Consider the following 25,326-nt stretch of genomic DNA (forward strand, 5'->3'; position numbering starts at 1 on the left):
GAGAAATTTATGAAAACTATATAAAACACAAAATATATCTCAAAAACTAATAACTATTAAAAATGCTTTTACATTTATTCGTTTTCCCGAAAGAAAACTACTATCAGATTTTTGGAAGATACATATTTCCTGTATCCATGAGAAATACTCACAACTATTAGATATAGTTATTCCTTATTTAATTCAAGGGAAGTATTGAAACAATTCGTACAATCGATAGATTCTCCTTATTGTAAAACGGGAGAATTTTGGGAAAGAATGGGAGGAATTGCTCTTACAAATATAATGTTAACAATCAGCACCAATAATATGTTTAAAAATACAATGTACTCCGCTAAAGAACAATTACGAAATTCAATCCAATATTTGGTCATTAAAGATGGCAAAGAATTGTCCATTCAATTTAGCTCAAGAAAAATGTTTAGCGACGGAATTAATGGTCCAGATTCATTATTCAATGTCATTGACATATTTTTAGAATTGCAGAGGAATAAAAATTATTATGATAAAAAAATAGTTAAAAAGCATCCCATTCTAATGCTCCTGGTTACTCTTCTGACTGCATCCACAAATGCACTTGAAACAGTAGCAAATTTAATTTTAATATTTGCTATCAATGCTATCGTTGCACGTAAAGTAACACTATTTATTATACTTTTAAGTACTATGATATTAGGGTATTTGATTCACTGGATTACCGGTTACTATACCAATATTCTTGAAGAGAAATTGATTCAAAGAGAAAACCATGACATCCGTAAAAAATACATAGAAAATCAAATGTCAAGAGCTCTAAAAACTAAGTTAGATCCGGACAATATAATCAATGTTGTTACAAATGACATTCTTTTGTTTAACCAGCAATATTTAAAGGGGTTTTACAAATTATTCAATTGTATATTTGGAATAATATTTGCATCTATTGCCCTGATTTCTTTACATTGGTCCCTTTTCCTATTATCAATTATACTGACTGTCCTCTTAATGCTTTTACCAAAATTAGTTGGAAAAAGCTTACGAACCACAACAAGTAATATTTCGAATAGCAACGATGAACTTTTAAAGAAATTAAACGATTGGACCAAAGGATATTCTGATTTGCTCTGGAATAACTCACTCTCACAACTTTGGAATCAAACTCGTGATTCTTTTCATACGCTAGAAGATTCATATGTTGATCAACGAAAAGCACAACAAACGGCTATTCAATTTGGTGCATTCATGAATATCGCCGCACAAGCAATTATTATTGCCCTAGCGGGTTACTTAGCCATCAAAAATATCGTTTCAATTGGTGTTGTTATGAGTGCGGGAAATCTTGCTTTCCAATTATTTGGAGCCGTCTCAGTTTCCACAGATAGCATCATACTATTACAATCTGGTTCTTCTATTAATGATAAGCTTGTATCCTTAACTAAAAACATTTCTGTTGATAGTTCTGAAAAATACTCAGATACACTAACTAACATCAAAAGCATCGAATTACATGATTTATCATATACTTACAAGAACGGTACAGAAATAAAATATCCTAATATAACTGTTAATAAGGGTGACAAGGTATTAATTACCGGTCCAAGTGGAAGTGGCAAGGCCACCCTGATAAATCTTTTGAATGGTAGATTGAGTAACTATAATGGTTCAATAAAGTTAAATAATATAGAATATTCCTTATTTAATAACATTTCGTTCTTAAATATCTTTAGTTTACAACCGCAGAATTACCATATTTTTAACGATACCATTTCCAAAAATATCACCTTGTACAACGATAACTATAATTCGGAACAAATTGATTTAGCCATAAAAAAGGCACAATTATCAGAGAAAGTTGCATCACTTCCAGAGGGAATAAATACTCAAATCGGTTCAGAAAACGAGGTTTTTTCAGGAGGAGAACTGCAAAGAATCTCTCTGGCACGCTTCTTTATAAGAAAGCGTCCTATTCTTATAGTAGATGAAGAAACATCTGCACTAGATAAAAATAACGCTTATAAAGTAATGAATCTCTTAACTCAAGATAAGAATCTAACTCTGTTCGTCATCACCCACAGTATTGATAACGATGTATTAGATATGTTTAACAAGCACATTAGCCTTTCCCAACAATAAAACTAAGAAACTTTTAATCTGAAAAAGCACCCAATTCTTTTCTAAGGAATCGAGTGTTTTTGTATGTACTAGTAAATCACTACAATCAGTTATTTATTACTTATAGAGAGATAAATTTGCAAAGTAATACATACTAAAATCAATAAAGTGCTATTCTTTAATTGTAATTCAGGCACAAAAAAAGCCGAGCTAAGCCCGACTACTCCATTTGATCTTTTTCTTTTCGAGTGCTGTCTCGAATTGCTTTGTAAACTTTCATTCTAGCGACTCCAACGTCACGCACATTCTCCATGGCAAAACGTTTAGTTATACTGTCTTTCCTAGAAATGTAATGATATAAAGGAAGATTATCTAAATAAAATTGACGTGCGACAGTCGCATATTCAACGTTAAAAACTTGATCTTCCATTAAATCTAAGTCTGTTTGGAATCTTAAATTATTATCAGTAATAATCGAACGAATGTAGGCCTTGTTCCAAGTGTATCCCATCACAGTACCTGTCATTCTGATTATTTGCTTGATTGCTTCATCTCGACCAACAATTGAAGTTTGTCGACTTGAAACTTTATTTTTTACTTTGCCATTTTCGCCTTCATTAAAGAATCCGCAAGTAACCATATCTACATCGTAATCTTCAAATTTGGAGAGAAAGTGTTCTACATAATCAGGTTCAACCCAATCATCTCCATCGATGAACGTTACTAAGTCACCGTCGGCACTGGCTAATCCAGTATTGCGGGCAGCTGAAACACCTGCATTTTGTTTGTGGCAAACAACAGAGATCCAATCATACTTTTCTTCATAGGAGCGAATTATCTTCTGAGTTTGATCTGTAGAGCAATCGTCCACAATGATTAAGTCAAAATTACGATTAGTCTGAGCGATTACCGATTCAATCGAGCTAGAAATGTAGCTAGCTACGTTATAAGCCGTCATAATAATTGAAAGTTTATTTTTCACCATAAGTCACCTTAAATATTATTTTACTTCTAATGACCCAAAATACGCAACAAGACAGGGGAGGATAAAAATGAAACGTATCTTAAATCTTGAAGGTGCCATAAATTTACGTGAACTTGGTGGATATCCCACTAAGGATAGTACGACAATTAAATATAATAAGCTTCTTCGTTCAGGGGATATAAGTAATTTAACAACCAATTCTTTAAACTACCTTAAAAAGTATGGTTTAAAATATGTTATCGACTTTAGATCTAATCAGGAACAACAAACCTGGTCTGATGTTACTTCCAATTTCTATCGCATCTATTCTGACCCCGTCTACCCTTTGACTGGTAATGGAGATAAGCTGGCTGGGGCTATCAATCATGGCGACTATTCCTATCTAGGATTAATTTACCAAAGTGTTGTTTTAGACAAACACGGTCAAGAAGCTTACAGATTTCTTTTCGACCGCCTGCTCAATAATAAGCAAGATCATCAATCATTACTCTTTCACTGTGCCGCTGGTAAAGATAGAACTGGTATTGGTGCCCTTTTAATTCTGAAAGCTTTAGGCGTTGATGACGAAATAATTACTAAAGACTACCTATTAACTAATCTAATGTATCAAGATAGTGACGAAATCGAAGCCACTTTGAATGACGACAATGGTAATCAGGATATCAACAAGATGAATATGACCAAAGGTGATTTAGAGAGTATCACTTCAGTCTTTGAAGCCATTGAACATTATTATGGTAGTTTCGAGAACTATTTAGATAAAGCTTTGGGCATCGACCAAACTAAATTGGCCGAACTCAAACGAATTTATACCGAGTAAAAATTAATCTAATATTGTTTTATATCAAACTAGATTGGCAAGAAGTATTTTGCTTTCGTTATAATTATTAGTGGGAAGACGTAACCTCACTGATTTATCTGACTACAAATCCTACAGACTTCCCACGCATAATCTATCTTTATTTGACTGATACAAAACCAAAACGTCGTTTTCCTCATACATGTACTTGTATGAGGTTTTTTTATGTGCTCTTAGTGGTTTTACCACTTAGAACACATACGTTCCTTAGATTTTTGTCTTTTCGATTAAGAGCATATAAGCAATTCTAGATGTCCGTTCCAATGGACATTCTCTTATAAGATAATTAAACTTATCGTCATATAATTATAGTTAAGAAGGAGGAATACCATGGATCCACTCGCAAAGAAAGTAATTTTGTTCCTTTCTAAGAATACTGGCTATATCAAATCCACAGATTTAGCCAAAGAACTGAATGTATCTACCAAAACAATCTATCGAACTATCAAAAGGATAAATCATGACAGAGAAATCATAACTTCGCAACGTGGTTTAGGTTATACCATCGAACCCGGTAGTGATTCTGAATTGACCGAGAACTTCGATGATTTAAATGAAAACAAAAAGCGAACTTATGCTATTGGAGTCTATATTCTTTTCAATCAACCTACCGGACCCAAATTTTTTAAGACTGCCGATAAATTTTATCTTTCCGAATCGGCTTTAAACAAAGAGATTCAAAAAATAAATTCTAGTATCGACAAATTTAAAATTAAAATCACTCGTAAAAATGGTCACTTAATTGTTATCGGTAATGAAATCGATATTCGTCAGGCATTAAATTTCTTCCTGATTCGTAAAGGAGCCGTCTCTGAAGGTTTCACTTCCATTTCAGAAATTTTTCCTTCCATTAATGATAACGATCGAGGCTTTCTGATTACTCAACTAACTTTGATTCAAGATGAACTTAATGTAGTACTTGTTGATCCTTATACTTTAAATATTTTTTCTCATTTATATATTTTAATGGGAAGAATTAGATCATCTGCTCATGCAAGTAAACCGAAGAAAATCGAAACAACCGATATTAAGTATGATCAATTTTATGAAACGGCTCGCTTAATCATTGAAAATATTTCTCGATACACAAATCGCACAATTGATGCCAGCGAGATCATCTATTTGTCTCAATATCTGTTGTCACTTCGTTACATGCACAGCAATGATATTCAACAAATTAACAACGCCGCGCCTACCACCCAGTTTGAAAAGCCTGTAATTGATTTTGCTAACGAAATTATCAATCATTATCCTTTCCAAAGAATTATCAACAAACAGCATTTATTAACAGATTTATGTGCTCATATCAAGCCAATGCTTAATCGCTTAAAATCAAATTTGGTTGTCGTCAATCCTTTGGTCGATGAAATTAAAGACAGTTATAGTTCAGAATTTCAACAAACCAAGCAAATTGTTGATGACTATACAATGAAGGAATATCAACTGAAATTATCGGAAGATGAAATTAGTTTTATCACTTTATATGTGGTTAAGGCTATTGAAGAAAGCGCTAAAACAAATAAAATTTTACTGATGTGCACTACTGGTATTGGTACAGCTCAATTACTTAGAACTAAATTATTGAACGCCATTCCTAATTTGAATATTACTGATGTGATTTCTTCCTATAGCTATCGTGAGGATATGGATAAATATAACGCCGAAGCCGATCTTATTATCAGTACTGTAGCTATTCCTGAACAGAGCAAAGTTCCTATCGTTGTAGTCAGTCCCCTACTCAACGAATTAGATTTGCAAAGGGTTAAGTCATTTTTAAATGTTTAAGTACAATTATTTTCAACTCGATAATATCAACTCAAAACAAGAGTTGAATCAATTTATCAGTAAAAAGGTAGAAACACTTTACGACATTGGGGCTGAGAGTGTTTTAACTAAGATTATTGAACGAGAAAACTTAGGTTCTGTTGAGATTGGGACCAATTTTGATCTACCACATATCGAATATGATGGTCAGGAACAAGGAATTATTTTAGTGAATTATAAAATAAATAATTATTATGCTACATCTTTGTTTATAATTTTAAATGTTGTCTATCTTGATAAGAATTTGGAAGAGTTCTTAAATCGTATTTTAAATGACGCAGGATTAGATAAATTACGCAACTGTAGAAATATTAATGATCTACAGAGAATTGTAGAGGGGGGATAAAAATGTTTGACGAAGAAATTGTTTTGCTGGACATTACACCAAAAGATAGCACTGAAGCTTTATCGATAGTTTCTGATGAACTAATTAAAAAGAATGTCGTTAAAGAAAGTTACAAGGACGCCATTATTAAACGTGAAGAAGAATTTCCAACTGGTCTAAATGCACCAAGTTGTGGTATTGCAATTCCACATACCGATGCCATCCACGTTAACAAACCACAGATCGCCATTGCTCGTTTGGCTCAACCAGTTAAATTTTTGCAAATGGGAGATGGAGCTGATGTCGAAGCTAAATTAATTTTTATGTTAGCTTTGAAAGAACCACATGCTCAACTTGAAACATTACAAAAATTGATGGCATTAATTCAAAACGAGACTGCTGTAGCTGAATTAATTGCTGCCAAAGATTCAAAAACTGTCATTAACGTATTAAAAGAAAATGATCTTTAATTTTTAGGGTTTAAAAATTATGAGGAGATGTCATTATGGCTGTTATTAAATGGTTATTGAGTGCTGGTCCTACAGTATTCTTACCAATGTTATTATTCGTTTTCGCACTAATTCTTAGAATCAAACCGGGTCGTGCCTTCAAAGCCGCTATTACTGTTGGTATTGGTTTTATCGGTTTGAATTTGGTTATCGGACTATTGACTGATAATCTTGGTCCCGCAGCTCAAGCAATGGTTAAAAACTTTCATCTAAGTTTGAACACTATTGATGTTGGTTGGCCTGCCGCTTCTGCAATTTCATATGGTACTACTTTAGGTAGTTTAGCTATTCCTATTGGAGTTGCTTTAAACGTTGTTCTATTGATTTTTGGACTTACAAAAACATTGGATGTCGATTTATGGAATTATTGGCACATCGCCTTCACTGGTTCACTTGTTTTTGCCGCAACAAAGAATTTTGGTTTAGGCCTGGCCACAATGGTTGTTCACGCAATGTGGATCTACTTCTTAGCTGACCTTGCTGCTCCAACTATTCAAAAACATTATGGCCTTGCAGGTATTTCTTTCCCACAAGGTGCTTCAGCCCCAGGATTTGTTCTAGCTTTGCCAATTAACTGGCTACTAGATCGTATTCCTGGTGTTAAAAATATTCACTGGACTCCTGAAACAATTCAAAAAAGACTTGGTATTTTCGGTGATTCAGCCGTTATGGGTCTAATCATTGGTATCGTTATTGGTGCCCTTGCTCAATACAATGTCACAAAAATTTTGAACTTAGGCATGTCAACAGCTGCTGTTTTGATTTTAATGCCTAAGATGGTTGCTCTTTTAATGGAAGGTCTACAACCTATTTCTGAAGCGGCTAATACTTTGGTTCAAAAGAAATTCCCTGGACGCAGCCTTTACATCGGAATGGATTCAGCTTTGGCTGTTGGTCAAGAAGCCGTTCTATCTGCATCTCTAGTACTTGTTCCACTTTCACTATTAATTGCCGTTATCTTACCTGGTAACAGAGTTCTACCTTTCGGTGATTTAGCAACAATTCCATTTATGGTTGCCGTTATGGCTGCTGTCTTTGGTGGTAACGTCTTTAGAATCGTTATCGGTGGTATTATTGATATCGCCATTTCATTATTAATTGCTTCCTGGGCTGCTCCACTACTTACAATCACTGCTAAATCAGCCCATTTTGCAATGAAAGGTGCAACTTCTATCTCAATCCTTTCCGATGGTGGTACTTGGACAACATTAATGATCGTCGGACTTGGCAAATTGATGACTTGGACAGGTATAATAGGTTTAGGTATTGTCGTTCTTGCCTTAATGATCTGGCTTAACAAGTTTCATGACAAGAAAGTCGCCGCAGAAAATAATTAAAAAGAAGGTTTAAAACATGGCAAAATCACTTATGGTCGTTTGTGGTACTGGTATTGCTACTTCTACCGTTGCTACAGGTAAAATCAAAAGCTATTTGGAAGAACAAGGATTAAGCTCTGAAGTTCACTTCCTACAATCAAAAATTGCTGATGAAGTTAGCGCTATCGGTAATGACGAATATGATATTGTTGTTTCAACAACAATGGTTCCAAGTTCAATCAAGGATAAAGTTATCAACGGTGTTCCTTTATTGACAGGAATCGGTGCTGATAAGGTTTTCGAAGAAATCAAAGCTAAAATTGAGGCTTAATTAGACATAATAATAAAGCATCGAAATCCCATTAAGATTTCGATGCTTTTTATATACTTTCCTTATATCAAAAACAAATATAATATTAGTGATAAGATATTTTTAAGCAAACTTTAACAATATTTTGTATAATTAAGTTTCGGATGTATATATACAACATGTGACCTTTTTGTGAACTTTTATCAAATGTCTTCATATACATAACAGTGTCTTGTATACTTATTTTGTCAACATAATGGAGGAATGCAAATAATGTTTTGTCCAAATTGTGGCCACAAAGTTGAACCAGATCAAAAATTTTGCGATAACTGTGGTTGGGCCCTAAAAAAGAAAAATACTGAAACAACAGAGACTAAAGACGACGACTCAATTCGTTCTCTGTCTGAAATTGAAAAAGAATTAAATCAAGAAGATCCTTCAACTAAAAAAACTGAGGAGAAACCTGTTTTACAACAAGCTCCTGCTCAACAACGAGAATACAGCAATACCAAATCTGAATCCGAAGTTGAGCCTCATAAACAAGAACCTTCCCATTCAGAACCAGAAATGAAAACTTTTAAGCAAGCTGATCGTTCATCTTTTAAGAAGGCAAATGCCGCTGAACCTTTAGATGATCGAACACAAGTTTATAACAAGAATGATTTTAATCCTATTTCTCAAAAGCCATACAAAGCTAATACCTTTGAAGATCCAATTAAAGAACCATTAAGTGATCCTTTCAAACCTACTAAAAGTGAATTACGCGCTGCTAGAGCTAAACAAGCTGCTGAGCAAGATGATCCTAATGACGGCTTTATCCACAACATGATAAAGTTTGCTAAAAATAATGCTTTTGTAAGCATCATTGCCATTATTATCGTAGCAATCCTATTAGTATTCAAACGTAACTATGGATTCATTGCCTTAGCCATTGTCCTTATTGCTTGGTTCTTATTATCTCAATTACGCCATGGTAACGAAACTGGCGCTAATAAAGCTTTAAAGCGTGAAACTTCTTTGAAGAAAAAGGATTCAGATGATCCTGACGACAATTATACTGAGGAACATTACCAAAAGCCTGTTCACAATAAGAGAGATGTTGCGGCCGAAAGACTTAATTCCAATAAGAAGACAACTACTCAAAAGATAATTATTGTTTCTTCTATTATTGGTTTCATTGCATCTATTGGTGGACCATTTTTAAATGGTGTCTCCCTATCAAGTACTATTTCTACAGCTGCTAATTACACGGCTAATATTGGAGCCCAATCAATTTGGATCACTAATGGATTTTCAGCTATCCGTATTATCTGCTTCCTATCACCAATTATTACCCTAATTGCCGCTAACTTTAGAAAACGTGGCACAATCAGATTGGTTAGAATTTTCACAGTTCTACCTACTATCTTATATGCAGCACTTTACGGAGCACTTTATGCTGGCTTGGTAAACTCAACCGCTATTACCGGACAAGTAGCTGTGACAACTAATGGATCATTTGGGACTAGTTTCTATGTGATCTTAGTTACATCAATTGTTTCCCTATTGATGTCATATTCATTACGTCCCAGAATAAAATAAACCCTCAGGGGTTTATTTTTTTATGTTAAATCACATATCAAATTAGTAAAAAATATTTTGTGCAGATCGAATTATTTTCCAATAACCTTTTTAATATAATTATTTTAGATAGTAGTATATTGGAGGTGATTTCGTGAAATTTAATAGACATATCAACAAAAATATAAAAAGGTTTCTTATTTTTATCATGCCTATTTTTATGATTAGCTTAACCATTATCACAACGGAACATCAAAGTCAGGCTGAAGAAGAAACAGTTGTGACCCCCAAATATACTCCTACTAAAGATCCCACTAAATTCATTGGAATATGGCTAACTAGTGGTTACTCCTTGCAACCGAAAGAAAACTACTATACTACTGTTAATAATTCAGTGACTATTAAGACCAATACAGGACGTTCTGTTTGGACGTTATTAACCGGAATTTTTGATTCTGCAAGTTATCAATGGTGGGAGTCAACTGACGGTAAAACTTGGTCAAAAATCAGTAAATCTAATGGTGGTCAAAAGAAAAATTTGGTAGTTACACCAAAAGAGACTGGTTCCATTTGGTACCAACTAGACACCCAATATGCCTTTTTGGGTATCAACAAGAAACATCTTTATTCTAAAGTTGGAGCCATTCATGCCCTACCCGAACCAGTCAATGCAACCAAAGTGGAGGTCTCTGTTGACGATGATTATCTCTATAACACTAGTGACAATCTTTCCAACACAACTTATGCCCATGCTACACCGACTCCAGCTAATGCTACTGGTACAGTTGATTGGTCTGTTGACGATGAGTCCCTGGCTACAGTCGACAGTGAAGGTCTCGTTACGGCTAACAACCAAGACAAAACTGGTACAGTTCATGTTATTGCTACAATGACAAACCCTGATGGAACCAAGTTTCAAGGCTCCGCCCCTGTTGAAATCGGTGGTGGTCTAGAAGATAAAACCGTTAAATCAGGCGAAACAGCCACCTTTACTTTGAAAGGTAATACTGGTGGTGATGGAGACGATGAGGAAAACAACGGATCCGTAACAATCGACTGGTATCGTTATGATCCAAATACTGGGCAAAGAACAAAGGTTGAATCTAATGGTGGCACTAGCTATACCACTCCTGATACAACTTATGCCGATAACGGTTCCTTTTATCAAGCCGTTATAACTTTAAAAGTTAACTTAATTACTAAAACAATCACTACCAACAAAGCTAAATTGACGGTTATTCCTTCTGGAGACCCCGATATTGAACTCACTAATCAACTTACTAATCAAACTTTTACCACCAAAGATAATGATGAGCATAATCTTTACGATGTAGTAAACAGTGATAATATTGTTTACCACGATACCCTCAAAAATAATAGTAACGACGGTCTTTTGAAAAATGGTTTCTACGTAATTCCGATGCACACAGGTACGACAATCAATAGTATTAAAGTAAATGATCAAAAATTAGACGACGATAAATTCTCAATTATTCATAATGATGAAGACGATACCGATGATCTTGTAATTGAATTGGATACCTTAAATATACAAGAAGTCGCAACTATTGATGTCGATACAACAGTTAAAAATGCCACTCAAAAAGAGTCACGTTCTTATATCCCTTATATTTATGGAACCAATAATGATGACAATGTTTATCGTAAAGATGGCGCTGTCGAAACTATCAGTTACACTACTAATAGTCTAGATGCCAATATTAAGGATATCGACTTTGGCACTATCAAGGCTTTTAGCAAAGGTACCTTGCAACATCGTCCTAGTGCGATGAACTCACCTAACAATATTATTGATACTAGTGATCAAAGACGTGATAAAGGTGGACTAAAGGTCTTCGTTTCACAATTAAATGAATTCACAGATGATAATTCTGAAGTGCTACCGGTCAGTTTAAGATATTATGATAATGGCAATTATACTGAAGTTTTGAATAATAAAGTTCAAATATCGCAATCAGATATCGGTCAAGAATTATCCTCAATCGGTTGGAATAAAGACGATGGTTTGCTATTACACGTGAATGATGATCATCTAAAAGCCGGCAAATACAGTACTACCTTAACTTGGTACTTCGAAAACAGCTTATAAATATTAAATAATAAAAAAGCACGGAAAAAATTCCGTGTTTTTTTTATGTCAAAATATAAATATTTTTAATCAATATTTAGTACTAAAAACTTGTAAAAAATGTCTTTATTAAAAATCCAACATTATATAAAATGAGTTGTGGTCTAAAATTACTAAGGAGAAAAACTGTGATACTTTATACGAACTTGAAAATTAAATTGTTAATCAGTTTCATTATAATTTTCACAACTGCTTTTTTCCAAATTACAAATGAGCAAACTATAGTGGCCGAAATTGAAGAAGAGAATCCTCCATATAAATATGAACCTAGTCCCGATCCCAAGAGAATCTTAGGCATAATTAGTGTCAGCGGTTATACCGAACAACCCAACAGCAATTACTATATTACACTTGGTGAAAATCTCCATATTAAAACGGAAGTTGAAAGAACTCCTTGGTCTAATTTTTTACTGGCATCTCGTTACCATTGGTGGCAATCAACTGATGGCACAACTTGGACTGAAGTTGAAAAAAAATTCAATGGTAATTCCTCGCTTAACCTGACCCCTACCAAATTAGGGCGTACATATTATCAACTAAGTACTTCTTATGTCCTTCCTTTTCCACATGTAATTGGAAGTGTTTTTTACTCTAAAGTAGCAACTGTCGATGTTTCTCCTCAACCTATACCTGCTAAGAACGTTAAAGTTCATACCCGAGCTGATTATTTATTCAATATCGATAGTAATATCACTCGTAGTGCTACTTTTGCTTATTCAACTTCTACCCCTTTTAACACTACAGAATCGACAAAATGGTCCGTCGATAAACCTGAGCTGGCAACCGTCGATGATGATGGACACGTCTTTGCTAATACAAGAGGAAAATCAGGTATTGTCAAAGTGATTGCGACTATTAACAATAAAGATAGTACCGTTGTTTCTGATTCTAAAGAAATCACTATTGGCAATGGATTGATAGATAGAGCAATTCCTGAAGGAAAAAAAGCCCGTTTTGAAATTCAGGGATTAAAGGATGACGAACGGGAGGATGAGTTAAGCAATATTACTATCAATTGGTATAAACAGATTAATTCACAACAAATGGAATTAGTTAAATCAAAGTCAAACCCTACCTTTAACGACATTTTTTATGAGACCTAGCGAGTTCATCCTGAAGATGATAACAGTAAATATTATGCCCAAATTGTTGTCAAACAGGCAAAGGGTAATGATGATAGTGTTCTTATTGGACCAGCTACTTTAAAAGTTCTACCACCTAATGATCCTAAAGTTGAAATCTCATCAACTATAACTAACGTAACATTTGATACGAATAATACTGAAACCCAGTTAAACGACGTAACTAATGGTGACTGGATAAATTATTCCGTTAACTTATATAATAATAGCCGGCGTGCTATCCATGATTCTTATATCACTTTGCCACTACATTGGGATACACAAATTGAAAGTATCAAGATCAGCAGTACCGAGATATCTAATTCCGATTATTCTATAAGTACCAACGAAAAGAATCAAATACTAAAAATCAATCTAAATAATTTAGATATGCACCAAGAGAAATCTCTTTTCATCGCTACTACCGTCAAGAACATTAATGATCGTGAATCATTCAATTCACAAATTGAATTTCATGGACTAGATCCAGATTCTGATAAATATGCCAGTCAAGGTGATAAGCTGAATATCAACTATATCAATAATCAATTAACAGCTTCCATCAAGGAATTACATTTTGAACCAATTACCCTTTTCAATCACAATAATTTAAAGTATCGTATCTCTGCCAACAATGATCCTAACGAAGTAGTTTCAATCAATGATCAGAGACGTAAACGTCGTCCTTTGAAGCTTTATTTGAAACAAGCAACCAATTTCATAAATAAGGACAACAGTTTAATCGAGCTCCCTGCTAATCTGCGTTATTACAATGGTAAATCTTTTACATCACTAACTAATAAAACTCTTATTGGCGAAACGACATACGGACAAGTATTCAACTCTATCAAATGGCACAAGGACCAGGGACCGCTTTTGCACATGAATAGCAATAACCCTATTCCTGGAAATTATTCTTCACAGCTTACTTGGCAATTTGAAGATAGTATTACTTAAAAGATTATACGAAAGGTATGAAATACATTGCTTATCTTGGATTAGTTTGCATTCTGTTTATACTTAACAGTAAGAGAAATATAAACGTAGAAGCAGTATTTATATTTCTCGAAGCCTCACAATGTGAGCTTACACTTACCAAAACATCACCGATTTAAAAATATCGTAATCAAGGTAAATGTAATCGAATGGGATAGTAATAAAAAATGGGTCGAAATGGAGATGACACAAAATCAAATATGCAAGAGATTTTGTAATATCCAAAAATGATATGTAATAAACCAAGTGTTTTAAGTAAGTTCTTTACCCTTCTAAGAACTGCAGAATTGTCATTTATTATGATGAATCCTCTGAAACAACAATTTAGTCTAGACAAAAAGGTCTCGTAGAAGTTAAAAGCACTAACTTCTACGAGACTATTTTTATTATTCTTCTAAAAAGCTCATTCTATCTGCAATGTTAGTAATTATTCCATCAACACCCCATTTGAGCAATGTTTGAGCACGATTAATATCATCGATTGTCCAAGCGTTAATTTCATAACCATAATCTTTCATTTGTTTAACTTTAGCTTCGGTTAGTGAAGAACCATCTGGATGAACGATTTTGGCATGGCAAGCTTGCATAACCAGATTCCAATCATCACCAAGTGTTGCTCGACTGAATAGAACAGCGTATTTTAAATCTGGTCTTAACTTATACATTTTTTCCAACATAATTGGATTAAAACTAGAAATAATTAATTCAACATGCTCATCCAATCGATCTAATGATTCAACAAATTTTTCAACTAATTTATCAGCTAAGTAATTAGCGTTGTCCCCTACAACACCTTTTAACTCGATATTGGCATTAATCTTGTGGATATTAAGAAAATCAATTAATTGGTCCAAAGTTGGTATCTTTTCACCGCGAAACTTCTCGGCAAACCAATACCCAGCATCAGCACTAGCTACTGTTTCACTATCAACAGTCTCAATTGATCCAGATTGATTTGTCGTTCTGTTCAATTTGTCATCATGGATGACAAAGATTTTTTCATCTTTAGTGATACTTAAATCAGTCTCGATCCATTTAACATCATGATTTACCACCTCATTGAATGAGGCCATAGTATTTTCAGGTGCTAACGTTGGTATTCCTCTATGAGCAATAATTTTTTTATTCATAGTAATCCTCCCGATATGTAGAGTATACAACAGCCATGCAAGGGACTAAAAAACCGAGGTATCTTGTTGGTTTGCCTCGGCTTTTTGTTTTGGTTCTATTATTTGGTTTTTCCTATTTGGAATAACCAATGTTCTTAATCTTTATAGTAGAAACGAGCTACACAAGGGCAACTCCTTCCGGTTAAGTCAACTATCTCTGCCGGCGCTTCGCCACCGACTGGGATAGTGGCGTTAATCCTCGGGAGCTGACCGCCCTTGTTCCGCTCTCTATCTTTAGGCCTTATATCTTGATACACCGTCAAGGTATGTTTCTGATAATGTCATATCATCATCAAGTACGATGAAATCAGCATCTCTACCGTCAGCGATAATACCACACTTGTCAGCAACCTTTGAACTCTTAGCAGCTGTGTAACTTGCCATTTCTACAGCTTCTTCGTCTGTAGCAATGTTCCAGTCAACAACATTCTTGATAGCTTCGTTCAACATCAAGATTGAACCGGCTAAATTGTGTGTTTCATCTTTTAATCTGGCTGTTCCATTAGCAACAACAACTGGTAATTCACCAAGTACGTAGTCACCATCTGGCATTAAACCAGCACGCATACAATCAGTAATTAGGGCAACGTGTTCTGCACCCTTCTTTTCGATAACAATTCTTGCTGCGAATGGGTTGACATGATGTCCATCACAAATCAATTCATCATCAACTAAGTGCATTGAAAGTGCTGCACCAACCATACCTGGTAATCGGTGATTCAAACCACTCATACCATTATATGTATGTGTAAATCCTGTAGCACCTGCTTCAACACAAGCCTTAGCTTGTTCAAATGTAGCATCACTGTGTCCAAGATATACAGCAACGTTATCTGAAGCAACAGCTTTAGTGAATTCAACTGAACCTTTTCTTTCAGGAGCAATAGAGATCTTCTTGATCATACCGTGAGCAGCTTCTTGCCAATCTTCAAATTCTTCGGCATCTGGATCTCTGAAGTACTTAGGATTTTGTGCACCCTTGTGTTTTTCTGTGTAGAAGGGACCTTCAAAGTGAATACCTTGAATCTTAGCACCAGTAGCTTTCTTGTAATTATCACCAATTGTTTGGCAAATATGTTTTAGTTGGTCATGTGATGCTGTCAAAGTTGTTGGCAACCATGATGTAACACCAGCCTTTAATAGACCTTCTGACATTTCATTCAATTTTTCAAAATCGTCATCCATAACATCATGACCTACAAGACCATGGATATGTGTGTCAACTAGACCTGGAGCGATAAACTTGTCTGAATAATCAACAACTTTACCTTCCGGTTTTTCTTCGTCAGCATGATAGAATTTACCGAACTTACCGTCATCAGTAACTTCTAGATAGCCGCCATTTTCAGTAGTGTTTTTTAAAAAGAACTTCTTAGCATGAATATAATATGACATTATCGAATCTCCTTACTAATTTTGACGTTTTCATTATACCATTGTTTACTGGTCTATACCACAGAAGAAAGACAAATATATCTCCTATTTGTCTAGTGATAATAGTGACGATATTTCTTATAATGTCTGTAATTTTTATGTCTATTATTATAATGCTTATTTTGATAATTATTAGCAACTCCAGGCACTGTGAAAGTCCCATCCACAGTTGACCGTCCTGTCGCATAATCAAAAACAATATTATTCTGAATATTCCACAAATATCGGTTAATTTTCAAACTACCATCGGTCGACAATGCCTGTACCCAAACGCCCCGAGCCATTAGTTCATTACCTCGAAAAATTGGAGTTACTTGATAAATAATTTTTTTATTCTGTGCTAATTTATTACGAACCATTTGTTCAATTTCAGTCATTGTTTTTTGATTTGAAAATTCCGTTTGTGTGAAAAGATTGTAGGGATTATCAATACTACCTAGCTGACCCTGTTGCGTTTGACCGGATTTATTTAAATTGAAAGTCATTGTATAAGCAATTAAATGACCTCTATTTTGTGGAATAACACGTGTCCCGTTGACCGTTTTGGGTTCGTTATGCCAACCAGTCGGGCGCCATGTCTGTTCAGTTCTCGTATTAGATTTACCCAAATTATTACGCGTTAAATACGCTGTTGCCGTTTTAGTTCGATTCAAATTGTCTAATCCACCATAGTCTATATGTGCTTGATCAAAATCATTAGCTTGAATCGTAGTTGGTCGATCATTGTTCAAAATCTTAACTGCTTTATCACCAGATGCATACGTCCAATTACTGATTTCTTTTGCCGTAACATTTCCAGTGGAATCAGAACTAGATTTATCCACATTAGAATTTTTGTTAGCCGTTGTTTCCTGATTATCAACCTGTTTAGAACTGGTATCTGCATTCGTTGAACAGCCAGTCAAAAGCAGTGGTAAAAGTAACAGCAGTAAACCTTTTTTCATAGTTTGTCCCCTTAACAATTTTTTGCAAACCTTATTATATCAATATATGTAAATTATCCCGCCAAAATAAAAAGAGTGCGACATTTTGTCTACACTCTTTCTGCATAATTTATTTTAAATTTTTTTTGATATAGTCGGCGGAATATTGAAGCTTATCTAATTCATCTTGAGGAAGATCCAATTGCAATTGTTTTTCAATTCCATCACGACCAACAATAGCTGGATATGATAGGTAAACGCCATATTCTTCACGATAGTTAGATACAGGGAGTTCGATATTAGCATCATTTAAAATTGCTAACGAAAGTCTTACTGCTGCAGTTGATACACCATAGTTAGTATATCCTTTGCCATCAAAGACTGTGAAACCACCCATTCTTACATCTTCATTAATTTGATCCAAATCAAGACCATTTTTCTCAGCTAATTCTTTAACTGGCTGATCCATAACTTTTACCGTTGACCAAGCTGTAAACTGTGAGTTTCCGTGTTCTCCCAAGTTATATCCTGAAACAGATCTAGGATCAACATCAAAGGCTTTACCAACAGCACGTTTCATTCTAGCTGAATCAAGCAATGTGCCAGTACCAATTACACGTTCTTTAGGAAAATCAAGAATTTGTTGATACATTGATGTCATGACATCATTAGGGTTACTAATTACAACCATGACTCCATGAAATTTAGTTTGTTTAATCTTGTTAGCTACGTCTGTTACAGAGTCACCGGTTGGCTTCAATTCTCCAAAACGATTTGGATGTTCTCCGCCAATTAATTTGATGTGTCCAACGGCTGAAATAATAATATCGGCATCATCCAATTGAGAATAATCATTTACGTAAATATTAGTATGAGTTGGTAGATTAGCCATGGCATCTTCAAAGTCTAAAGCATCAGCTTTAACTTTTTTCTCATTCTTATCGATCAATACTAAGTCATCAACAAAGCCACCTGCAACAATATAATGTGCACATGCGGCACCAACATTTCCCATTCCAATAATTCCAATTTTTCTTGTCATGAAACGTACCTCGCAATCAAATTTTTAAAGAATAGTTCACACGACAATTATACCTTATATTTGTAATCGTTTTAACAAGTCTACAAATCTATCTAACAACAGAAAAAGACTACCTCCGAATTTAGGAGATAGTCTTTAGTTTAAAATTCGTTATTATTTTCTTTCTTCGTAGTACTTAACTTTACTCTTAATGATTCTCTCACAAAGATCGGCATATGAAATACCAGCAGCTTCAGCTTCTCTTGGCATTAATGACAATGGTGTCATACCTGGTAAAGTATTAGCTTCCATGACATACAATTGACCGTCACGTAATAAGAAGTCAACACGACCGTAGTTACTCATACCTAAGGCTTCAAAAGTTTTCTTAGTCAATGCTTGCATATTTTTATGAATCTTATCATCCAAATTGTCTGGAGGAGTAATAAAATGAGTCACATTGTTAGCTTGGAACTTATGTTGGAAATCATACCAACCTGTATCAACAGTAACTTCGACAGCTGGAAGAACCAAACCATCAACGATAGCAACTGAGAATTCGCGTCCCTTGATATACTCTTCAATTAGAACTTCATCATCAAATCTCAAAGCATCAGCAACTGAATCTCTTAATTCAGTAGCATTGTTAACAATATGTGTACCAACACTTGAACCACCGTTAGAAGGTTTTACTACCATTGGATAGTTGAAAGGAATATCCTCTGATAAAATTTTAGCAGTCTTAGTTGTTGTGTATTGAGCAGTTGGAATATTATCTTGTACAAAAATTTCTTTAGAATATTTCTTGTCCATAGCAAGTCCAGAAGCTAATGAACCACTACCTGTATACTTGATATCAAAGACATCAAAGACAGCTTGCATCTTACCATTTTCGCCATCTTCACCGTGAAGTCCCATGTAGACAATATCGGCATGACGACAAATGTTAAGAACATTTCTACCTAATAGACCTTTAGTTCCGTCAGTTCTTAAAGCATTGATCTTTTCATCTGTAAGAACTTCATCATCAATAACTAATTTGCTTTCATTTTCAGGTTCTGTTGTGAAGAGATCATCAATTTTATCCTCTTCAATATCCTTACCTAAGAATGAATCAACGTAAGCTACTTCATAACCTTTACTACGTAGTGCGTTGGTGATTTTAACTCCGGAAGATAAAGAAACATTTCTTTCTGTACTTCTTCCACCTGAAAGAACGACAATTTTCATTGTGTTTCACCTAATCCTTTTTATTTAATTATACTTACTTAAGCGTAATCCTAGAACCTACAGAATAGCATAAACTAGCGGCAAAAGCCATTTTAATTATCAAATAAATAAGAAAAAATTCCATTGACTTGTGAAAGCTTTTTTCTTTAACGAATGTACTTTTTCAGTAACCATTATAAATATAATAATACTAGTTGACATGTTATTACTTTATAGTTGTTTTAGATGTCTTATCTTGTTAATATATTAGTGAAGCAAGGTAAAGAAAAAGACCACTTAAAAAGTGGCCCTTAATCAGTGTCCTTGTCTAATAACAATATTACATATTATTTAGAGTCGGACATTGCCGTGTCCGACTTTTTTGTTTGAATTATTTCTTCAGTTCTTTGATAATTTCTAGTAAAACTACTAGAATCAAAAAAATGGAAATCAATTAATGCTAAAAAGAACGATAATCAGCCTCCTCTGACTGATTATCGTTCTTTTTAATTTGATGACATATACAGATTATTTTTCAACAATCTTTTAATCTGTAGAAGTCTTTTCTTTAGCAAGCATACCTTTTTCAGCAACTTTGAAGAATGGATAATACATTGCTCCGGCTAAGACTAACTCGACAGCTGACCAAACAGCAGCACGCCAATCCCAACCAGTTGCCATTAGTGGTCCGATAATTGGAGGCATTGTCCAAGGTACCATCGCTACTGGCGCATTCATTAATCCTAAATGAATCAAAAGATAACTACCTGTAGCTAAAATCAATGGAATTACGATAAATGGAATCATCGTCAAAGGATTCATAACAATAGGAAATCCGAAAATAACAGGTTCATTGATTTCAAACAAAGCACCTGGAAATGCTACTCGTCCAAGATCACGATAAGTCTTACTCTTTGAGAATAACATCAAAACAACCAAAGTAATTGTGGCACCAGTACCACCAACGTTAACCATCAAACTAGAAAATCCAGCAGCTGTGGCATAAGGAAGTGGTTGATGATGTGCAAAAGCCGTTCCATTAGCAGCTAAAAATTGTAAGAAAATTGGATCAGCGATTCCCTCTAAAGTCATATCAGCATGAATACCACAAACCCAAAGCAAACTTACTAGGAATGTGTAAACCAAAATACCTGGCAAAGTATTCATCGCGAATAGTAATGGATGGAAAATTGATTGAATAACCAAATTAATATCAATATGTAGTGGCATACGGATAAACCAGAATAGAACTAAGATAACAAAACCTGGTAATAATGAAACAAATGAATTCGAGACAGCTGTTGGTACGCCATCAGGTAATTTGATAATAATATTTTTCTTAATAAAGAAGTTAAAAATTGTAACTGATATCATAGCAGTAATAATTGCGGTAAATAACCCAGATGATGAAAAATTATTAGTATCTAATTTGAACTTATCATTAAATGAAACGATGACAAAAGCCATAGTTGAAAGTCCCGCGCCGGAAATAGGATCAACTCCTAATTCCTTAGATAACTCATATCCAATCCCAATTGCAGCTAATAATGAAATAATTCCAAATGATCCATTAACGGCCACACCAATCATATTCATATATGGTTTGATGAAATTAGCCCATGCAGTAATTGGTATGTTACCAACAATTAGGAATACACTACCACTGATAATAGCTGGTAATGTCAAGACTAACCCGTTACGTATGGATACTAAATATTTGTTGTTTCCGACTTTTGACATCGGTGGCATGATTTTATTTTGAAGCCAATCCATAAAGTTTTTCAAAAGCCTGTACCCCTCTTTCTGCCGTAAAATAGTTTTACAACATAGAAAGTATATTCTTGTAAGCGCTATTATTCAATAGGTATATACCATTTTTACTAAATCATTGACATTTTGTCAAAAAATCATTCATTTTTATTAATTTATTCGTCAATATATTAATATATTCATACAAGTATTCAAAAAAATTTTCCATCTTCTCGAATTCTTCATACATATTTGGTTTAATATGATTTAAGGAGGATAAAACCTTGAAAAAGTTAAATATCATTTTATTAGGACTAGTTTCTTTAATCACAGTTGGAATTTTCTCAACTCAGACTGTCAAAGCGGACGATCTAAGTGATCAACCCGTAATGACATTAGGAACTTCATTAACATCAAGTCAACGTCAAGGAACAATTGACGCCCTTTCTTCACAAGTCAGTGGAGACTACAAGACTATTACCGTTACCGGTGATACTCTAGTGAAATATCTCAACCCTAGTGGCAGTAGTTTCACAAGTAGTAGTGGTGTTTGGTCATCGGCCTTGATTCAAAAGACTTCATCCGGTTCTGGTATTAATGTCAAAATCGTTGATTATAATGGGAAGAACAATATTACTACCATTACAGCCGACCAATATCGTAATGCTGCCGTAACTGCCGGTATCAGCGATGCTAACATCTATGTAACATCAGCTACACCAATTGATGGTTCTGGTGCTTTAGCCGGAATCTACGCAGCTTATGCCAATAGTGGCGATACTTTGAATCAAAGCCAAGTTAACGCTGCGCAAAAAGAAATGAATGTTTTAAGTAATATTACCGATGCGAATAAGGGTACTGATGGATATTCTGATAAACAATTGAACAATGCCGTTGCTGGTATGAAATCTGATTTGGCAAATAAAGGCGATAATATCACCGTTAACCAAATCACAACAATTGTTAATAACAACTTGCAAAAGAATAATCTTCAAAATATCATCAACAACAATCAAAAACAACAAATCATTAACTTGATGGTACAAATCAGAGATTCTGGTGCTTTGAAGAATTCAAACTTCAAACAACAAGCTCAAAAATTAAGTAGCGATATCATGAGTAAAGCTAAAAATATTTTCAATAACTTAAATACTCAGGAGAATCGTAACTTCTTACAAAGAATTTGGGACAGTATCGTTTCATTCTTCAGTGGTTTATTTAAATAATCTGTAATACACAAAGAACTCGTACGTAATTTGATAACGTACGAGTTCTTTTTATTTCCTCAAAATTCTGGCTTCATATGGTCTGAGGATTTCTTTGTCCCCGTCATCATAATTAGTTACAACCGTTTTAAAGCCAACGTACTTATTCAATGCATCTACCCTTTGTAAATCACCAGATAGATTAGCAACCACGAGCCATTGTTCATCATCAAGTGTTCTAGTGTACATGAAAATATTTTTATCATCTGGCAATAGCAATTTAAAAGTACCATCTTTTAAAATTGGTTCTTCATGTCGTAATTTAATTAGTTCCTGATAATATTTGAATACCGATTTATCAGATCTAAGATCATCAGAAACATTCAAATCTTTATAGTTAGGATTTAACTTAAACCATGGTTTTCCTTTAGTAAATCCAGCATTCTTACTATCATCCCATTGCATAGGAGTTCGAGCATTATCACGACTAATCTTTCTGGCAGCTTTCAAAAAATCAGTACCACTAATAGTTTTTTCTTGTTTTACAAGTTTGTCATAATTAGTTTTTAACTCTATATCCTCATAGTCTTCTAGTTCAAAAGAAGGATTAGTCATCCCTATTTCTTCACCTTGATAAACAAAGGGAGTTCCTTTCAATCCATGCAATACCGTTGCAAAAGCAGCCGCTGATTCATAACGATACTTAGTATCATTCCCCCATCTAGAAGGAGTTCTGGCACGATCGTGATTTTCAAAGTAAAGTGCATTCCATCCATGACCATCAAGCGTATTTTGCCAATTTGCTAAAGTTCTTTTAAGTTGAACAATATCAACCGGTTGAATAGCCCATCTACCATTTACATCACCCGGTTTACGATCTACATGCATGTGTTCAAAGGTAAATACCATATTCAACTCTTCACGATCAGGTTCAACCAATAATCTAGCATCTTTACTCTTACTATCTGGAGCTTCACCAACACTCATCATAGAAAATGGTTTGAATACTTCTTGATTCATCTCATGGATAAACTCATGCATTCTTGGTCCGTTATTTTGATTACCAACAACATATTCCAAATGATGTGGATTAGGGTTATTAGGAAAGTTCTGATCTTTGGAAATAGAAGTAATGACATCCATTCTCCATCCATCAACCCCATGAGCCTTCCAGTATCTCATAACATCATAGATATCTTGTCTAACCTTAGGATTTTCCCAATTGAGATCTGGTTGTTGTTTACCATAATAGTGAAGATAATATTGTTCACGATTACTATCATACGTCCAAGCTGAACCACCAAAGTTAGATCCCCAGTTATTAGGCTCACTGCCGTCTTCTTTAGGATCTTTCCAAATATAAAAATCACTAAAGTAATTATTTTTTGATTTACGACTTTCTTCAAACCAAATTGATTTATCAGAAGTATGGTTGGCTACCATATCCATAATGATTTTAATATTCTTAGCATGGGCATCCTGAATCAGTTGTTCTAAGTCAGAATTATCTCCAAACATTGGATCTATCTTTCGATAATCAGCTATATCATAACCATTATCAATCTGTGGCGATAAATAACATGGACTTATCCACAAAGCATCGACACCTAATTTTTTTAGATAGCCTAATTTACTGTCAATTCCTTTTAGATCACCAATACCATCATCATTAGTGTCTAAAAAACTCTTTGGATATACTTGATAGATTACTGCATTTTTCCACCATTCTTTATTCATTAAACAACACCTACTAATGCTAACAAGATTGAGATAACAATTGTTCCAAGAATTAACCAGTTAATTGAAACGTTCTTTTTCTTTAGTAGCCAGAAGCATAATAGTGTAATTGCTAAAGGTAAAATACCTATGAAAATTTGGTTCAACATTTGTTGTGATTTAAGAATTGTTTTGCCACCAACAACCATATTCCATTTCAAATCGAATTTAACCATGTTGCTGGTCATGGCACCAACCATCATCAAACCAACAATGCTGGCAGCTTTTGTCAAAATATTAATTAAACCTTTTTCATACAATTCACCGATATAATTTGATCCTAATGTATATCCAAGTTGGCCACCGTACCAACGAACTAACTGTACAGGAATATTGAATAATAGTAAGAAAATAATTGGCGCAGCAATATTACCATTTTTAGCTAAACTAATTGCAATACCAGCAGCAATAACTCTTAAAACGCCCCAGAAAATAGAATCACCAATACCTGCTAAAGGTCCCATCAAACTGGTCTTAATAGCATTAATAGATTCAGCGTTGAAATCGTCACTTTCACTATTCTGCTTTTCCATGGAAGCTGTAACTCCCATAACGAATGGTGCCATGGCTAGATTAGTATTGAAGTATGACATCTGACGAACCATAGCTTCTTTTTTATCTTGCTCTTTCTTGTAGAACTTATTAATGAATGGCAGCATTGAATATTCAAAGCCTGAAGCTCCTTGCTTAGCAGGAGTAACAGCTGAATACAAGGTAAATGAGCGCCAATACATTTGTCTCATTAATTTCTTTTCATCTTTTGACATATCTTTCGATAATTTACTCATAATATCC

21 protein-coding genes are annotated in these 25,326 nt (G+C 34.4%); 12 read left to right on the top strand and 9 right to left on the bottom strand.

The features are described from left to right. The first annotated feature begins 195 nt into the window (after positions 1-195). Positions 196-2,112: an ATP-binding cassette domain-containing protein gene (locus ACI6PB_RS11640; RefSeq protein WP_404327457.1), complete on the top strand. Its 1,917-nt coding sequence runs from the start codon at positions 196-198 to the stop codon at positions 2,110-2,112. A 199-nt stretch (positions 2,113-2,311) separates the two neighbouring features. Here ACI6PB_RS11640 and ACI6PB_RS11645 read toward each other — a convergent pair whose 3' ends face one another. Next, positions 2,312-3,073 carry a glycosyltransferase family 2 protein gene (locus tag ACI6PB_RS11645; RefSeq protein WP_025086084.1) on the bottom strand — a complete coding sequence of 254 codons (762 nt, stop codon included), beginning with the start codon at positions 3,071-3,073 and terminating at the stop codon, positions 2,312-2,314. Positions 3,074-3,143: 70 nt separating this feature from the next. On the opposite strand from ACI6PB_RS11645, the gene ACI6PB_RS11650 reads away from it, so the two are divergent. From ACI6PB_RS11650 to ACI6PB_RS11695, 10 genes are all read left to right on the top strand, one after another. Beyond that, positions 3,144-3,896, top strand: a complete 753-nt coding sequence (locus ACI6PB_RS11650) for a tyrosine-protein phosphatase (protein ID WP_051564303.1) — start codon at positions 3,144-3,146, stop codon at positions 3,894-3,896. A gap of 369 nt (positions 3,897-4,265) precedes the next feature. Beyond that, complete coding sequence (locus ACI6PB_RS11655) at positions 4,266-5,720, top strand: BglG family transcription antiterminator (protein WP_404327458.1); 1,455 nt, start codon at positions 4,266-4,268, stop codon at positions 5,718-5,720. Then, positions 5,713-6,105, top strand: a complete 393-nt coding sequence (locus ACI6PB_RS11660; protein ID WP_025086087.1) for a PTS sugar transporter subunit IIA — start codon at positions 5,713-5,715, stop codon at positions 6,103-6,105. Before ACI6PB_RS11655 ends, ACI6PB_RS11660 begins: the two co-directional genes overlap by 8 nt. Before the next feature lie 2 nt (positions 6,106-6,107). Next, positions 6,108-6,554, top strand: coding sequence for a PTS sugar transporter subunit IIA (locus ACI6PB_RS11665; protein ID WP_025086088.1), 447 nt, complete (start codon positions 6,108-6,110; stop codon positions 6,552-6,554). Between the two features lie 35 nt (positions 6,555-6,589). Then, a complete protein-coding gene (locus ACI6PB_RS11670; RefSeq protein ID WP_025086089.1) occupies positions 6,590-7,930 on the top strand; it encodes a PTS galactitol transporter subunit IIC in 1,341 nt (446 codons plus the stop codon). A 16-nt stretch (positions 7,931-7,946) separates the two neighbouring features. Next, positions 7,947-8,240 (top strand): PTS sugar transporter subunit IIB, encoded by a 294-nt coding sequence (locus tag ACI6PB_RS11675; RefSeq protein WP_025086090.1) that lies wholly within the window; start codon positions 7,947-7,949, stop codon positions 8,238-8,240. Positions 8,241-8,492: 252 nt separating this feature from the next. Continuing rightward, positions 8,493-9,800, top strand: coding sequence for a zinc ribbon domain-containing protein (locus ACI6PB_RS11680; RefSeq protein WP_056955795.1), 1,308 nt, complete (start codon positions 8,493-8,495; stop codon positions 9,798-9,800). Between the two features lie 133 nt (positions 9,801-9,933). After that, on the top strand, positions 9,934-11,889 hold the full coding sequence (locus ACI6PB_RS11685) for an Ig-like domain-containing protein (RefSeq protein ID WP_309510673.1): 1,956 nt from the start codon (positions 9,934-9,936) through the stop codon (positions 11,887-11,889). Positions 11,890-12,152: 263 nt separating this feature from the next. Next, positions 12,153-13,031, top strand: coding sequence for a hypothetical protein (locus ACI6PB_RS11690; protein ID WP_404327459.1), 879 nt, complete (start codon positions 12,153-12,155; stop codon positions 13,029-13,031). Between the two features lie 279 nt (positions 13,032-13,310). Continuing rightward, a complete protein-coding gene (locus ACI6PB_RS11695) occupies positions 13,311-14,006 on the top strand; it encodes a hypothetical protein (RefSeq protein WP_404327460.1) in 696 nt (231 codons plus the stop codon). 425 nt (positions 14,007-14,431) lie between these two features. Here the strand turns inward: ACI6PB_RS11695 and ACI6PB_RS11700 are convergent, their stop codons facing one another. The 6 genes from ACI6PB_RS11700 to ACI6PB_RS11725 all read right to left on the bottom strand — a co-directional run bounded on the left by ACI6PB_RS11700 (position 14,432) and on the right by ACI6PB_RS11725 (position 21,586). Beyond that, positions 14,432-15,175, bottom strand: coding sequence for a glycerophosphodiester phosphodiesterase family protein (locus ACI6PB_RS11700; RefSeq protein WP_025085848.1), 744 nt, complete (start codon positions 15,173-15,175; stop codon positions 14,432-14,434). A gap of 273 nt (positions 15,176-15,448) precedes the next feature. Then, positions 15,449-16,609 (bottom strand): N-acetylglucosamine-6-phosphate deacetylase, encoded by a 1,161-nt coding sequence (gene nagA, locus ACI6PB_RS11705; RefSeq protein WP_025085849.1) that lies wholly within the window; start codon positions 16,607-16,609, stop codon positions 15,449-15,451. A 92-nt stretch (positions 16,610-16,701) separates the two neighbouring features. Then, complete coding sequence (locus ACI6PB_RS11710; RefSeq protein WP_025085850.1) at positions 16,702-17,592, bottom strand: DNA/RNA non-specific endonuclease; 891 nt, start codon at positions 17,590-17,592, stop codon at positions 16,702-16,704. Between the two features lie 109 nt (positions 17,593-17,701). After that, a complete protein-coding gene (locus tag ACI6PB_RS11715) occupies positions 17,702-18,613 on the bottom strand; it encodes an L-lactate dehydrogenase (RefSeq protein ID WP_056955797.1) in 912 nt (303 codons plus the stop codon). 153 nt (positions 18,614-18,766) lie between these two features. Continuing rightward, the gene (locus ACI6PB_RS11720; RefSeq protein ID WP_025085851.1) at positions 18,767-19,822 is read right to left on the bottom strand and encodes a D-alanine--D-alanine ligase; all 1,056 of its coding nucleotides are present in this window, start codon (positions 19,820-19,822) and stop codon (positions 18,767-18,769) included. Positions 19,823-20,347: 525 nt separating this feature from the next. Then, entirely contained in the window at positions 20,348-21,586 is a 1,239-nt protein-coding gene (locus ACI6PB_RS11725; protein WP_404327461.1) for a PTS sugar transporter subunit IIC, read from the bottom strand. A gap of 266 nt (positions 21,587-21,852) precedes the next feature. Between ACI6PB_RS11725 and ACI6PB_RS11730 the strand changes: the two genes are divergently transcribed. After that, positions 21,853-22,776 carry a DUF1002 domain-containing protein gene (locus ACI6PB_RS11730; RefSeq protein ID WP_373887547.1) on the top strand — a complete coding sequence of 308 codons (924 nt, stop codon included), beginning with the start codon at positions 21,853-21,855 and terminating at the stop codon, positions 22,774-22,776. Positions 22,777-22,827: 51 nt separating this feature from the next. Here the strand turns inward: ACI6PB_RS11730 and ACI6PB_RS11735 are convergent, their stop codons facing one another. Then, positions 22,828-24,492 carry an alpha-glucosidase gene (locus ACI6PB_RS11735; RefSeq protein ID WP_404327462.1) on the bottom strand — a complete coding sequence of 555 codons (1,665 nt, stop codon included), beginning with the start codon at positions 24,490-24,492 and terminating at the stop codon, positions 22,828-22,830. Then, positions 24,492-25,319 (bottom strand): PTS system mannose/fructose/sorbose family transporter subunit IID, encoded by an 828-nt coding sequence (locus ACI6PB_RS11740; protein ID WP_056954699.1) that lies wholly within the window; start codon positions 25,317-25,319, stop codon positions 24,492-24,494. The genes ACI6PB_RS11735 and ACI6PB_RS11740 overlap by 1 nt, the downstream gene beginning before the upstream one ends. Positions 25,320-25,326 lie beyond the last annotated feature (7 nt).

This window comes from Companilactobacillus paralimentarius (genome assembly GCF_963227125.1).
Lineage (GTDB): Bacteria > Bacillota > Bacilli > Lactobacillales > Lactobacillaceae > Companilactobacillus > Companilactobacillus paralimentarius.